General features: G+C 69.9%; 10 protein-coding genes. 3 read left to right on the top strand and 7 right to left on the bottom strand.

The features are described 5' to 3' along the window. Positions 1 to 190: 190 nt before the first annotated feature. Together NRY95_04480 and NRY95_04475 are read right to left on the bottom strand one after the other, a co-directional pair. Positions 191 to 613, bottom strand: a complete 423-nt coding sequence (locus NRY95_04480) for a VOC family protein (protein ID UYC17230.1) — start codon at positions 611 to 613, stop codon at positions 191 to 193. Between the two features lie 144 nt (positions 614 to 757). Continuing rightward, complete coding sequence (locus NRY95_04475) at positions 758 to 1,831, bottom strand: ROK family transcriptional regulator (protein ID UYC18498.1); 1,074 nt, start codon at positions 1,829 to 1,831, stop codon at positions 758 to 760. A gap of 246 nt (positions 1,832 to 2,077) precedes the next feature. On the opposite strand from NRY95_04475, the gene NRY95_04470 reads away from it, so the two are divergent. Both NRY95_04470 and NRY95_04465 read left to right on the top strand, forming a co-directional pair. Beyond that, positions 2,078 to 4,711, top strand: a complete 2,634-nt coding sequence (locus tag NRY95_04470) for a TonB-dependent receptor (GenBank protein UYC17229.1) — start codon at positions 2,078 to 2,080, stop codon at positions 4,709 to 4,711. Further along, a complete protein-coding gene (locus tag NRY95_04465) occupies positions 4,701 to 5,936 on the top strand; it encodes a phosphodiester glycosidase family protein (GenBank protein UYC17228.1) in 1,236 nt (411 codons plus the stop codon). The genes NRY95_04470 and NRY95_04465 overlap by 11 nt, the downstream gene beginning before the upstream one ends. 693 nt (positions 5,937 to 6,629) lie before the next feature. Here NRY95_04465 and NRY95_04460 read toward each other — a convergent pair. Then, complete coding sequence (locus NRY95_04460; protein UYC17227.1) at positions 6,630 to 7,445, bottom strand: NAD(P)-dependent oxidoreductase; 816 nt, start codon at positions 7,443 to 7,445, stop codon at positions 6,630 to 6,632. Positions 7,446 to 7,564: 119 nt separating this feature from the next. Continuing rightward, a complete protein-coding gene (locus tag NRY95_04455; GenBank protein ID UYC17226.1) occupies positions 7,565 to 8,239 on the bottom strand; it encodes a serine/threonine protein kinase in 675 nt (224 codons plus the stop codon). A gap of 48 nt (positions 8,240 to 8,287) precedes the next feature. Here NRY95_04455 and NRY95_04450 point away from each other — a divergent pair, with 48 nt between their 5' ends. Next, a complete protein-coding gene (locus tag NRY95_04450; protein ID UYC17225.1) occupies positions 8,288 to 10,291 on the top strand; it encodes a bifunctional DedA family/phosphatase PAP2 family protein in 2,004 nt (667 codons plus the stop codon). Positions 10,292 to 10,603: 312 nt separating this feature from the next. Here the strand turns inward: NRY95_04450 and NRY95_04445 are convergent, their stop codons facing one another. From NRY95_04445 to NRY95_04435, 3 genes are all read right to left on the bottom strand, one after another. Next, positions 10,604 to 11,173, bottom strand: a complete 570-nt coding sequence (locus tag NRY95_04445) for an LON peptidase substrate-binding domain-containing protein (protein UYC17224.1) — start codon at positions 11,171 to 11,173, stop codon at positions 10,604 to 10,606. A 28-nt stretch (positions 11,174 to 11,201) separates the two neighbouring features. Beyond that, complete coding sequence (mpl, locus tag NRY95_04440) at positions 11,202 to 12,683, bottom strand: UDP-N-acetylmuramate:L-alanyl-gamma-D-glutamyl-meso-diaminopimelate ligase (protein ID UYC17223.1); 1,482 nt, start codon at positions 12,681 to 12,683, stop codon at positions 11,202 to 11,204. Positions 12,684 to 13,734: 1,051 nt separating this feature from the next. Then, positions 13,735 to 14,298, bottom strand: coding sequence for an adenylate kinase (locus NRY95_04435; GenBank protein ID UYC17222.1), 564 nt, complete (start codon positions 14,296 to 14,298; stop codon positions 13,735 to 13,737). Positions 14,299 to 14,408: the final 110 nt, after the last annotated feature.

Here is a 14,408-nt window from a genome sequence, read left to right as displayed (position 1 = left end):
GCGCAAGGCGGGCCCACCCCATGCCGCGCTGCACGTCGTCCGCTGCGGCAAGCGCCACGGGTGGCGCGGGGGGCGGTCGGCCGACAGCCAGGCGCGGCGAGGGCGCGGGCTGCGTCGCCGCCAGCGGCGACGCAGGATCAAGCCGGAAACGGGCCGCGCGCGCCGTGCATGCGGCGCACGCGGCGGCGGCTCACCACACGCCGGTGTTCGGCATCGACGCCCACGGCTCGGTCGGGGCCAGCGCCTCGCCCTTCTGCAGCAACTCGATCGAGATCAGGTCCGGACTGCGCACGAAAGCCATGCGCCCGTCGCGCGGCGGGCGGTTGATGACGATGCCCTGCGCCTGCAGGTGCGCGCACAGCGCATAGATGTCGTCGACCTCGAACGCCAGGTGGCCGAAGTTGCGTGCGCTGCCGTAGTCCTCGTCCGACCCCCAGTTGTAGGTCAGCTCGACTTCGGCCTGCGGGTTCTGCGGCGCGCCGAAATACACCAGGGTGAACTTGCCGGCTTCGTTGTCGATGCGGCGGGTCTCGCTCAGGCCCAGGCCCTCGGTGAAGAACTTGCTGGTCTTCTCCAGGTCATGGACGCGGATCATGGTGTGCAGGTATTTCATCGCAACGACTCCAGTGTTGGGGGAAACGGCCAGGACCGCCACGCCGCGCGCGGCGACGCCGCGGCGCGCGGCAGCGGGGTCCTGGCACAGGCGCATAGGGTAGCGCCCGCAGCGTGCAGGCGTGGACACGCGGCAGCGCGCCGCTCAACGGAAATAGCAGGCCTTCAACGGCAGCGTGGCCGCGCCGACCGCGCTGGCGTCGGCCATCGCCGCCGCCGGCAGCAGCACCGGCAGCGGCCGCGCCTGGCCGCGGCGCGGCTGGTTGTCGATGCGCAGCTGCGGGATCAGCCGCAGCGCCAGGTCGCGCGGCAGGCGCCCACCGAACACCACCGCCTGCGGGTCGAAGGTGGCGGTGATCGCCGAGACGATCAGCGACAGGCCCGGCACCGCGCGCGCGATCCAGCGCTCGATGGTCGGCCAGGCCGGATCGTAGGCGGCCACCAGCGCGCTGACGTCGGCCATCATCACCCCGTCCTCGATCAGCATCTGCCGCAGCAGCTCCAGCGTGCCGCGCTCCAGGCACTGCCCCGGCAGCATGCCGGCGAACTCGCCGGCATTGCCGTGCGCGCCGCGCAGGCAGGCGCCGTCGATCACCACGCCGCCGCCGAGACCGTAGCTGAAATACAGGTAGGCGAAATCGCGGTACTGGCGGCCGACCCCGAGCAGGCTTTCGCCGACCGCGGCCACGCTGCCGTCGTTGTCCACCCACACCGGCAGGCCCAGCGCCTCGGCCAGCCAGTCGCCGATCGACAGCTCGCCCAGCGCGCGCAGCGGATCGGGCGGATTCATGCGCTCGGCGCCATCGACGAAGAAACCGGTCATCGCCACGCCGGCGCCCAGCCGCGGCCCGAGCCCGCTGCCGGCCGCGGCCAGCAGCGCCGCATCGGCCTCGCGCAACTGCGCCAGCAAGGCCGCCGGCTCGGTCGAACGCAGCGGATGCTCGGCGGTGGCGCGGACCTGGCCGCCGAAGTCAAGCAGCGCCAGCGACAGCGCGTCGGTGGCGATCGAGTAGCCGACGGTATGGCCATGCGCGGGATTGAGCGCGATCGCCGCGCCCGGCTTGCCGCGGCCGCCGTGCGCGAGCGAGGCCCCGATCTGCACCAGCCCGCGTTCGGCCAGGCCATCGATCAGGCGCACCGCCGATTGCACGGTCAGCCCGGTGATGCGGCTGAGGTCGGCGCGGGTAACGGTGCCGAACAACCGCAGGCTGTCGAGCATGCGCCGCTCGTTGTCGCTGAGATCGGCATGCGTGGCGTGGACGGGGCGGGAAGCGCGCGGCAGCGAGACGGCGACGGGAGCGGGCATGAGCGGGGACTGGCGGAAGGTCGGACAAGCATACCGGGCAATGGTGAAATATTTAATTCACGTTGAGTTAGTAAATTGCCAGCCTCACGCAACCAGGGGGATTTCCGTATGCACCGCACTTCCAACCGCCGCCGCCGCGGCAGGCCGCTCCGCCTCTCCATGCTGGCGCTCGCGCTGGCCGCCGCGACCGGCGCCCATGCCGCGACCGCTCCTGCAGCCGCTACAGCACCGTCCAGCGAGCCGACCCAACTGGACACCATCACCGTCAGCGGCCAGCAGCTGTCGATCCGCCAGGCGATCGGCGCCAAGCGCGAAGCGGAGGTGATCTCCGACGGCGTCTCCGCCGACGACGTCGGCTCGATCCCCGACTTCGGCCTGGGCGAAGCACTGCAGCGCGTGCCCGGCGTGTCGATGGTGATCAACAACGGCCGCGGCGAAGCGCAGTTCATGAGCCTGCGCGGACTCAACCCCGACTACAACGCAGTGCTGATCGACGGCGTCGCCCTGCCCTCGACCGAGACCAGCCGCCGTATCCAGTCGCTGGACGTGATCCCGGCCTCGCTGGCGCAGCAGGTCGACATCGTCAAGTCGTTCCGCGCCGACATGGACGCCAACGCGATCGGCGGTGTGGCGTCGCTGCATACGCGCAGCGCCTTCGACAAGCCCGGCCCGTTCGCCGCGGTGCGCACCAACCTGGCCGACTGGGAAAACCAGCGCTACCTGCACGACTCCGGCCCGTCCGGGCAGGTGCAGGGCACGCTGAGCAACATCTTCGGCGCCGATGGCCACTTCGGCGTCGTGCTGTCGGCCGACTATTTCCGCCGCGACTCCTCGTCGCTGGACACCGCGATCGACAGCTACAGCTACTACCGCAACGGCGTGCGCCAGACCCTGAGCCCGGCCCTGGACACCAACGGCATGGCGCTGGCGCCGGACCGCTTCCGTCCGCTGACCTACGACAACATCCGCCAGCGCCGCAGCGTGTTCGGCAAACTGCAGTACGACGACGCCGACGCGCTGTCGCTGAACCTCAGCGCCGGGCGCTTCGAGCACAGCAACAACGAGCAGCGCCGCGCGCAGTTCATCAACCGCAGCGGCAATGCGACCGTCACCTCGGCCGACACCGGCCGCTATGCGCAGGGCAACGCGCAGGTGGATGCCGACAAGTACGAGCAGACCCGCGAGTTGCGCTACGCGCAGTTCGACGGCCGCTACATCAGCAACCCGACCGGGCACCTGGACTTCCTGGTCAACCGCGCGCGCGGCAGCTACCGCCAGGACACGCGCGAGGACGTGTTCACCAGCGCCGCCTCGTCGCAGCTGGGCTTCGGCTACACGGTCCGCGCCGAGGCGCGCCCGCTGCTGACGCTGAACAATCCCGCTTACTACGGCAATGCCGCCAACTACCTGCAGTCGTATTTCTTCACCCGAGTGGAGAACAGCAGCACCGACACCACCACGCTGAAGCTGGACTACAGCCAGAACGCCGACGCCGGCTCGCTCGGCTGGGGCCTGCGCACCGGCCTGCAGTACCGCAACCTGGACCAGCGCTACAACCTGGACGAACTGCGCTACAACCCGATCGGCAAGGTCAGCCTGGCCGATGTCGGCAGCGATGCCACGCGCGTGTGCCCGTACGCCGACTTCAGCTGCATGCTGCTGATCGACCCGGCCAAGGTCGCCGCCTATTTCGCCGCCAATCCGAACCGTTATGCGCTTGCCTCCAGCAACCTGCGCAACAGCACGCTCAGCGACTTCTCCATCGCCGAGCGCGGCGGCGCCGCCTACCTGATGGGCACCTGGCACGGCAGCGCCACCCAGGCCGCGTTCGGCCTGCGCAACGAGACCCTGCAGCGCTCGGTGGTCAGTTCCGTGCCGCAGCCGCTGAACAGCACCAGCAACTATGTCGGCCAGCAGACCGACAGCAGCGAGCACTACCTGCTGCCGTCGGCGGACGTCGGCTGGGACCTCGCACCGACGCTGAAGCTGCGCCTGGCCGGCAGCCGCACGCTCGGCCAGCCGACCTATGCCGACCTGGGCCAGAACAGCACGCCCACGGTCAGCACCACCGCGTTCACCCTCTCGCGCAGCATCGGCAATCCGCAGCTGCGTCCGCGTCGGTCCGACAATCTCGACCTGTCGCTGGAGTGGTATCCGGACCGCGACGCGCAGCTGTCGCTGGGCCTGTTCCAGAAGCGCATCCGCGACGAGATCGTGCGCCTGACCGCGACCGACACCCAGACCAATCCGGGCGGACTGACCGGCACCTACCAGGTCACCACCACCGAGGCGGTCAACGCCAGCGACGCGCGCGTGCGCGGCGTGGAGTTCACCGCGATCGACACCCACTTCGACTTCCTGCCCCAGGCGCTGGCGCACTTCGGCGGCATGTTCAACGTCACCGTGCTCGACGCGCGCACCGGCGACCTGCAGATGGCCGACGGCAGCCTGCGCTCGCTGCCGGCGCTGATGGAATCGCCCAAGCGCACCGCCAACGCCTCGCTGCTGTACGACCTGGGACCGTTCAGCGCGCGCCTGAGCGGCAACTACACCGACAGGCAGCTGATCGCCTTCGCCACCGACAATCCGGTGAACGACCGCTACTACGACGCGATCACCACCTACGACCTGCAACTGGCCTACCGCATCGGCGAGCACCTGCGCGTCACCGTGCAGGGCAAGAACCTCAGCGACGCCAAGCTCTCGCGCATGATCGGCGTGGACCAGGCGCTGCTGCGCGAGCAACTGGACAACGGCCGCGCCTATTACGTCGGGGTGGACTATGCGTTCTGAACTGCGCTGGCTGCTGGCCCTCGGCGGCGTACTGTTCGCCGCGTCCGCCTGCGCTGCCGGACCGGTGCCTGCAGCACCGGCCTTCGTGCCGATCGAAACCGTGCTCGGCGCCGATTGCTTGGGCGAATTCGGCGACGATGTGCTGCAGGCGGTGCGCGACTGCCGCGCGGCCGATGGCGGGCGCATCGCCCTGCAGGTCGCCGATGCCGAGACCGGGCCGGCGCGCGCCGGCTTCGATGCGCGCTGCGACGGCGCGCGCTGCGCGGACCTGGCGCAGTTGCTGCAGGCTGCCCCGCAACGGCGCCTGCTGCTGCGCACGCCGCCGCGGCGCCTCGATGCGGTCCTGGCCGCGGTGAATGCCGCGGCCGCCGGTACGCGCGTGGCGATCGAACCGCAGCTGCAGCGCCCGCAAGGCGACAGCGCCCCGATCGCGCTGGCCCCGGGCGTGCGCTACTGGCGCAGCGCGCGCAGCACGCCGGCGCCGGCCATGCTGCATATCGCGCAGATCGACCTGCGCACGCCCGGGCTGGAACTGGTCGCCACGCCTGGCGACCGCAGCGGCGGCAAGGAATTCCTCGCCACGCCGACCAGCGCCTTCGTGCGCGAGCACGCGCTGGCGTTGGCGATCAACGCCGACTACTTCCTGCCGTTCGACGGCGGCCACCTGCTCGACAAGGCCTTCGTGCCGCTGGCCGGCAGCGGCGTCACCGCCGAAGGCCTGGCGATCGCAGACGGGCGTCTTGCCTCGGACGGCGCGACCGCGGATGCGCGCGTAGACGGCGCGTTCTGCGCCGGCGCGCGCGGCGCGCAGATTCTCCGCGGGCGCGGCGGCTGTCCACGCGGCAGCCGCATCGGCATCGGCGCCGGCCCGGTGCTGCTGCTCGACGGCAAGCGCCAGCCGCGCGAGACCAGCCGCGCCGCGTACTACGACGGGCGCGAGCCACGCACCGCACTGGGTCTGGACGCCAAGCGGCAGACCCTGTGGCTGGTGGTGGTGGACGGCCGCCAGCCGCACTACAGCGAGGGCATGACCCTGGACGAACTGAGCGCGGTGTTCGAAGCGCTCGGCGCCAGCAGCGCGATCAATCTCGACGGCGGCGGCTCCAGCACCATGGCCGCGCGCGTGGACGGCCAGGTGCGCGTGCTCAACAGCAGCATCCACACCGGCATCCCCGGCCGCGAACGCCCGGTCGCCAATCATCTGGGCATCCGCGTGCAGCCGTGAAACGAAGCGGCGAGATGACAGACCTCGGATTGCGTCGATGACTGATGACCAGGCCACCCGCACCCCTCTCCCAGCGCACCATCACACCGATCGCAAGTCCCTGCAGGAGCGGCTTCAGGGCACCTCTAATAACCCCAAAAAACTCGACTAAAACGCTCGCAAGTCATTGATGCGCATAGTGCGAAATTTTTAGAATCGAGGTTTAGAGGTGCCCTTCAGCCGCGACGAACGAAGCGGCGGATGTGCCGCGACCGGACAGCGTCGGGACTGAAGCCCCTCCCACAGTGCACTCAGGGCGCAGGCCACGAGTCCTTTCCGGAAACCCCTTGTGGGAGCGGCGTCAGCCGCGACGAACGAAGCGGCGGATGTACCGCGACCGGACAGCATCGGGACTGAAGTCCATGCCTTTCAACGTCTTTGATGTCCCGCTTTTGTAACCCGCTGATGTCCTGCTGATGGTGTTGGAAGACGCAACAGGGTGTAGCGCATTGCGCTCGCGCGTCGCAGCTGTAATCAATTGATTTTTATTGGCTCCGGCCAAAGACGTTGAAAGGCATGGGGCTGAAGCCCCTCCTACAGGGCATGCGGCAAGCTGCACACAGCGCCGCTGCACGAAGCGCCATCGCACGGCCGCCATCAAGCCCATGCCGCTAACTCCGCGACGCGCCAGCGTGTCCGCCAGCGCAGCGCCATTCAATCCAGGAACAGGTCCGGCAGCAACGGCTGCATCGGGTCCAGCGCGTAGCCGGACAGGTCGATCACCCCGGCCGCGGCCAGCACCTCGTCGTCGATCAGGAACTGTCCGTGGAATCCGGCCGCGGGACGCGTCAGCACCGCATGCGCCGCATCGGCCATGATCTCCGGACGCCGGCCGTTGCCTGCCTCCACGCCCGGGATCATGTTCAGCGCCTCGGTGGCGATCAGCGTGCGCGGCCACAGCGCATTGACCGCCACGCCCTGCGGGCCGAATTCGCCGGCCAGACCCAGGGTCACGAAGCTCATGCCCATCTTCGCCAGCGTGTAGCCGGTATGCGGCGCCCACCATTTCGGATCCAGCGACGGCGGCGGCGCCAGGGTCAGGATATGCGGATTGGCGCTGCGCAGCAGATGCGGCAGACAGGCCTGCGCGCACAGGAAACTGCCGCGCGCATTGACCTGCTGCATCAGGTCGAAACGCTTCATCGGCGTGTCCAAAGCACCGCGCAACCAGATCGCGCTGGCGTTGTTGACCAGGATATCGATGCCGCCGAACGCCTCCACCGTCGCCGCGACCGCCGCATGCACCTGCTCCTCCTCGCGGATATCACACTTCAGCGCCAGCCCGCGGCCGCCGGCCGCTTCGACCGCCGCCGCCGCGCTGTGGATGGTGCCGGGCAACTTCGGATTGGGCACCGCCGACTTGGCCGCGATCGCCACGTTGGCGCCGTCGCGCGCCGCGCGCAGCGCGATCGCCAGGCCGATGCCGCGCGAGGCGCCGGTGATGAACAGGGTTTTGCCATTTAGGGTCATGGGAATCGGGAACGGGGAATCGGGAATGGGAACAGCTTAGCGCCTCCCCACCGCTCCCCTGCCAAACCAAACGCACACGCGGCCCGCTTTTCCGATTCCCCGTTCCCCATTCCCAGCCTTCAGGGCTTCGGCCCCTGCCCCTCGTTGTCTTCCCACTTCAGGATGCGCCGGGTCACCAAGCGGTAGACCGGCTTGCCGGTGGCGAACCACAGTTCGCGCACCCAGGAGTGGCGCTTGAGCAGGCGCAGTTCGACCGGGGTCAGCGCCTGCCGGCAGTACATGCGCTTGTGCTTGAGCAGGTGGCGCAGGTCCTCGCGCGCCAGCAGCCGCATCCAGCGCGAACGCGGCGCGCCGCGCACCGCCAGCTGGAAATCGATCAGCGCCGGACTGCCGTCCTCCAGCACCAGCCAGTTGGCTTCCTTGGCCAGGTCGTTGTGCGCCACGCCGCGCCGGTGCACCTGCTGCAGCAGGCGCCGCGCGGCGCGGAAGTAGGCCAGGTCGCCGCGCGGCGGGCGCTGGTACATCGCGTCCCCGGCCAGGTAGCTGCGGTCCAGGAAGGTGCCGTCCCAGCCGCGCAGCTGCGGGGTCGCCGCCATGCCGGCCAGCTGCCGCAACGCCCGCGCCTCGCGCCGCGCCAGCCACCGGGCCGGCAGGCGCAGCCACCACGGCGCAGCGGTCAGGTCGCGACGCACGAACACGCGCTCGCCGTGGCCGTCGGCCTCGCGTACCAGCAGGATGCGGCCGAAGCTGTCGGACTTGAGGATCTGGGTGGAAGCGGCCGGCGCGCGGGTCATCGCCCCAGTTTAAGCGGAACGCCATGCTCGCCCACCTATAATCCCCCCATGAATGCATCATGGATCGACGCCACGCTGGAGTGGGTCGCAGCGCATCCCATCCTGGCCGGCGCGGCCATCTTCGCGATCGCGTTCTGCGACGCGGTCATCGTGCTGGGCACCATCGTGCCGGCGCTGCCGCTGCTGTTCGCGATCGGCGTGCTGATCGGCCTGGGCCAGATCTCGGGCCCGTACGCCGTGGTCAGCGCCGCGCTCGGCGCGCTGGCCGGCGACGCGCTCAGCTACTGGGTCGGCCACCGCTGGGGCCACCAGCTGCGCAACTACTGGCCGTTCCGGCGCTATCCGCAGCTGCTGGATCGCGGCGAGGCGATGTTCCGCCGCAATGCCTTCAAGAGCATCCTGGTGGCGCGCTACGTCGGCGCGATCCGCCCGTTCGTGCCGGCCGTGGCCGGGATGATGAAGATGCCGCTGCGCCGCTATTTCATCGCCAGCAGCGTGGCGGCGGTGAGCTGGGCGCTGCTGTTCCTGGGCCCGGGCTGGCTGCTCGGCCAGGCCTACGACGCGGTGGCCGCGGTCGCTGGGCGCCTGTTCCTGGTGCTGGGCCTGCTGGTGCTGGCGCTGGGCCTGGTCTGGGCGATCGTGCTGTACGGCTACCGCTGGTCGGCCGGGCACATGGACGCGCTGCTGGCGCGCGGCCTGGACTGGTCGCGCCGGCACCCGGTACTGGGCCGCTACTCGATCGCGGTGTTCGACCCGCAGCGGCGCGAGTCGGTGCCGCTGGCGATGCTGGCGGTGATGCTGCTGGCACTGGGTTGGGGCTGGTTCGCGCTGCTGATGGTGGTGGTCGGCCATGGCGAACCGCTGCGGCTGGACCTGGCGGTGCACGACCTGATGCTGGCGTTGCGCAACCCGCTGGCCGACTACCCGATGACCGCGCTGGCCTCGCTCGGCGACTGGCAGGTGCTGGTGCCGGCCACCGCGCTCGGCCTGGGCTACCTGATCTGGCGCCGGCGCTGGATGGCGGCCGCACACTGGCTGGCGGCGCTGGCCTTCGGCCTGGCGCTGACCAAGCTGCTCGGCACCACCGTGCACGTGGTGCGCCCGCCGGCGGCCAGCAGCGGCTTCGGCTTCCCGTCGGTGGCGGTGACCATGGCCACGATCAGCTTCGGCTTCTTCGCCGTGCTGATCGCGCGCGAGCTGCCGGGGCGCTCGCGGGTGTGGCCGTACCTGCTGTCGGGCGTGGTGGTGACCCTGATCGGTTTCGCCCGCCTGTACCTGGGCGCGCATTGGCTCAGCGACGTGGTCGGCGGCATGCTGTTCGGCATCTTCTGGCTGCTGGTGCTGGGCATCGCCTACCGCCGCCGCTTCAACCGCGCGTTCTGGATGAAGCCGCTGGCGTGGCTGTTCTATGGCGGCTTCGTCGCCGCCGCGCTGTGGTACGCGCCGCGCGACCTGGAGCGCAAACTGGCCAAGTTCGAGCCGCCGCCGCCGGTACTGATGGATCTGACCGCGACCGCGTGGTGGCAGGACGAGTGGCGGCGGCTGCCGTCGCGGCGCAACGAGTTCGACGACGACCAGCGCTGGCCGCTGGACCTGCAGGTGGCCGGACCGCTGGCGCCGCTGCAGCGCCAGCTCGAAGCCGCCGGCTGGCGCGTGCAGCCGCAGGCCGGCTGGCAACAGGCGCTGCAACTGCTCGACTACAAGGCGCAGGCCGAACAGGTGCCGGTGCTGCCGGCGACGCTGGACACGCAGGTGGAATCGCTGCTGATGCTGCGCCCCGGCCCGCGCCGCGGCGAACTGTACGCACTGCGCCTGTGGCCGGCGCCGGCGCGGCTGCAGCCGGGCAACGTCCCGCTGTGGCTGGGCAGCGCGCAGAGCCTGCGCTACGAACGCCACTTCAACCTGATCGGCCTGTGGCGCCCGCTGCGCGGCGCCGATCCCGCGCTCAACGCGGTCACCGATGCGCTGCACACGCTGCCCACGCGCAAGGACATGCATCGCCCGTCGGATGTGCCGGTATTGCTGGTGCGCAGCGAGGGCGAGGCGCCCTGAGCGCTTCGGATCCCCTCCGGACCGCAGCGCGGTGCGCCATCCAACTCCATGCCGCGCCAGACACACGGACACACAGCGGCGCCCCACCCCTCGCTCTCCGAGTCACACGCCGTCGAGACGACGGCCGGCTTGCGCGCTGTTCATGGCCAGAGCGGCCTCGATCGCGACAGATATTCCAGGTAGAGCGCGTTGCGACTGAAGTCGCTCCCACAAACAGGCATTACCTGACGAACATGCTGCTGTAAACCGCAGGCTGCCCTCAACGCATCCGCTGCCAGCACTCCTGCGAATCCCGAATCCCAAATCCCGGCGTCAAGGAATCCACCCCAGCAACTGCTCCAGCCGCTCATGCGGATCGTCTTCCTGCAGCAGCGACAGGCGCTGGCGTTCGTCCAGCGGCAGCAGTTCGGCCAGGCGCCAGCCGACCCAGGCGGCCTGGTCGAGCAGGCGCGGGCCGGCCACCGGATACACGTCGGCGGCCTGGTCGAGGATGCTGTCCAGCACGGTCGACAACAGCGCGTGCTGCGGCCGCAACTCGTCGTCCTCGTCCGGCTCGCGCCAGTGCACGTCGCCGACCACCAGGCCGTTGTCGCGGACGCGGCTGCGCAGCACGTGGAAACGGCGCTCGCCGCGCAGACTCAGCACCAGCACGCCGTCGGCGCCGACGTCGAAGTCGACGATGCGCGCCTCGGTGCCGTAGGCGGCCGGCACCGCGGGCGCGCCGGTCTCGGTGCCTTCCAGGATCAGGCACACGCCGAAACCGCTACCGCTGCGCACCATGTCCAGGTAGCGGCGTTCGAACACACGCAGCTTGATCGAGGCGCCCGGCAGCAGCACCGCATGCAACGGGAACAGCGGCAGCGTGCTGCGCTCCTCGCTCATGCAGGCGCTCCAGCGCACGGCAAGACGCTCATTGCAGCGCCGCCAGGAAGCGCCGCGGCGCGCCGTCGAAGCCGCCGTTGGACATGAACACCACATGGTCGCCGGCGCGCGCCTGCGCCTGCAGCGCCGCCAGCAGCGCATCCACGTCCACGGCGGCGCCGGCCTGGCCGCGCACCGCGGCGATCACCTTGCCGGCGTCCCAGGCCAGTTCCGGCCGCTGCAGGAACACCACCACATCGGCCGCGTCCAACGCCGGCGCCAGCGCTTCGGCATGCGCACCGAGCCGCATCGAATTGCTGCGCGGCTCCATCGCCACCACGATGCGCGCCGCGCCCACCTTCGCGCGCAGTCCTTCCAGCGTGGTACGGATCGCGGTGGGGTGATGCGCGAAATCGTCGTAGACGGTGATGCCCTGCGCCTGGCCGAGCACTTCCAGCCGGCGTTTGACGCTGCGGAACTGCGCCAGCGCCGGCATCACCTGCGCCGGCACCACGCCGACCGCGTGCGCCGCCGCCAGCGCCGCCAGCGCGTTCATCACGTTGTGCCGGCCGAGCAGCGGCCAGCGCACTTCGCCCAGTTCCCGGCCGTGGTGCAGCACCGCGAAATGGCTGCCATCGGCGGCGAGCGGACGCGCGCTCCATTCGAACGCCGGATCGAAACCGAAGCGCTCCACCGGCGTCCAGCAGCCCATCGCCAGCACCTCGCGCAGATGCGCGTCCTCGCCGTTGACGATCAGCCGCCCACGCCGCGGTACGGTACGCACCAGATGATGGAACTGGCGCTGGATCGCGGCGACGTCCGGGAAGATGTCGGCGTGGTCGTATTCGAGATTGTTGAGGATCGCCACCAGCGGCCGGTAGTGCACGAACTTGCTGCGCTTGTCGAAGAACGCGGTGTCGTATTCGTCGGCCTCGACCACGAACAGCGGCCGTGCTGGCGCGGCTGCGGTTTCGCGGTCGTGCGTGCGCGGACCGGTGGTGGCCGCGGCGTGCACGCTCGCATCGGCGACATCTGCGGCCGGATCGCGATGCGCGCCGCCGGCCGCGCACGCCGTGCCGCCCAAACGCGCGGACACGCCGAAGTCCTCGGCCACGCCGCCGATCAGGAACCCCGGCTCGCGGCCGGCCGCCTGCAGCAGCCAGGTCAGGATGCTCGTGGTGGTGGTCTTGCCGTGGGTACCGGCCACCGCCAGCGTGTCGCGCCCGGGCAGCACCCGCTCGCTCAGCCACTGCGCGCCGGAGGTGTAGGCACGCCCGGCATCCAGCACCGCCTCGACCGCGGCATTGCCGCGCGACAGCGCGTTGCCGACGATCACCTGCGCGCAGTCGCTGCCGATGTGCTCGGGCAGGTAGCCCTGCTTCAGCGCGATGCCCAGGTGCTCCAGTTGCGTGGACATCGGCGGATAGATCGCCTGGTCGCTGCCTTCGACCTCATCGCCGAGTTCGCGCGCCAGCGCGGCGACACCGCCCATGAACGTACCGGCGATGCCGAGAATATGGATCTTGCTCATGGACCGATTGTCGCCGATCCCCCGACGCGCGCAAACCGGCACGCTGCGTCGCCGCTGCAGGGTCGGCGACCCTCGTCCTGCTATCGAAACGGCGGCCGCGTCAAGTAGGAAATCCCCCACACCCCCTGAAGAAAGTTCCCGATAGGCAAGTCGGGAGCCGACATCGAAAATGAACGGGCCAGCCGCAACCCCCTACGGTCCTACTCCCCAAGAGGCCATCCCCAAGGGAGCTCATGTTGTGGGGCCCTGAGCAAGCCCGTTCGCTGGCACCTAACGGTTTCCGGCCTCCCGCCCGCGGCCACGCGTGGCGGGAGGTAGGGTTTGGCCTTGCTTGTCGTTGGCGGCGGAGACGGAAACGGAAACGGCTGGCCTCTGATGAGAGCAGCGCCCGGCGGCCCATTCGCGCCGAACGCGCGGCGCCCTGAAGGGCGTCACCGTCGGGGCTGACGGCCCCGGCTCAAAGGCTCCCTCTCAACAGCGCACCCGCCAGCCCAGCGCAGTTCCTTGCAGGCGCGGCCTGTCGGCGTGCCGCACATCGCTCTCCGCTCGACTTTTGGAGCAACATCCAGGCACAAGCGGTCTCGACCGCGACGCACGGAGCGGTGGATTTGCCGTGACTGGACAGCGTCGGGACTGAAGTCCCTCCCACAGTGCACCCAGCGAGCAGGCAGCAAGTCCCTTGGGGAGCGCCTCTCGGCGGCCTCGCTATCAGTCGCGACGAGCCTTCCGGCTTCGGGAACCCTCGGGGCCGAGGCCCATCCCTTTCAACGTCTTTGGCCGGAGCCAATAAAAATCAATTGATCACAGCTGCGACGCGCGGGCGCAATGCGCTACACCCTGTTGCGTCTTCCAACACCATCAGCAGGACATCAGCGGGTTACAAAAGCGGGACATCAAAGACGTTGAAAGGCATCGGACTGAAGCCCCCTCCTACAGTGCACCCGGCACCATGGCCGCGGGCCTGCGCAGAAACACCGCGGATGGGGCAAGACCCTCGATCGTGAGTCGCGCCGAGCGCCGCAGCCAGGCGGCGGCTCGGCACAGGGCCGGCTCAGCGGCCGATCGCCGCCAGGATGCGGGCCAGCACGTCTTCCAGCGAACCGACGCCGTCCACGCGCGCCAGGGTGCCGCGCTTGTCGTAGAAACCGATCACCGGCGCGGTCGAATCGTTGTACACCTGCAGGCGCTTGCGCACCGACTCGGGGTTGTCGTCTTCGCGGCCTTCGGCCTTGGCGCGGCCGGCGATGCGCTCGACCAGCAGTTCGGTGGCCACGTCCAGCTGCACCACCGCGTCCAGCGGCTGGCCGATCTTGGCCAGCAGTTCGTCCAGCGCCGAGGCCTGGGCCAGGTTGCGCGGATAGCCGTCGAGGATGAAACCATTGGCGACGTCGTCGCGGCCGAGCCGCGATTCGAGCATGCCGAGCAGGATGTCGTCGGAAACCAGGTCGCCGCGCGCCATCACTTCCTTGGCCTGCACGCCCAGCGGAGTGCCGGCGGCGACTTCGGCGCGCAGCAGATCGCCGGTGGAAATGTGCGGGATCTGCAGCTTGTCCTTCAGGCGGGCCGCCTGCGTGCCCTTGCCCGATCCGGGCGGTCCCAACAGAACCAATCGCATCAACCTGACTCCTCGAGGAAATTACCGTGCGCGGCCGGCGGCGTTAGACTCGGGGGCCACGCCTGCGCTGCACCGCAAGGTCCCCAGCTTACCGCATCCGGGCAATGTCC

The organism is Xanthomonas campestris pv. phormiicola (assembly GCA_025666215.1).
Taxonomy (GTDB): Bacteria; Pseudomonadota; Gammaproteobacteria; order Xanthomonadales; family Xanthomonadaceae; genus Xanthomonas_A; species Xanthomonas_A campestris_A.
The sequence above is the reverse complement of the archived record's forward strand: the minus strand, read 5'-3'. Positions and strand labels throughout refer to the sequence as shown.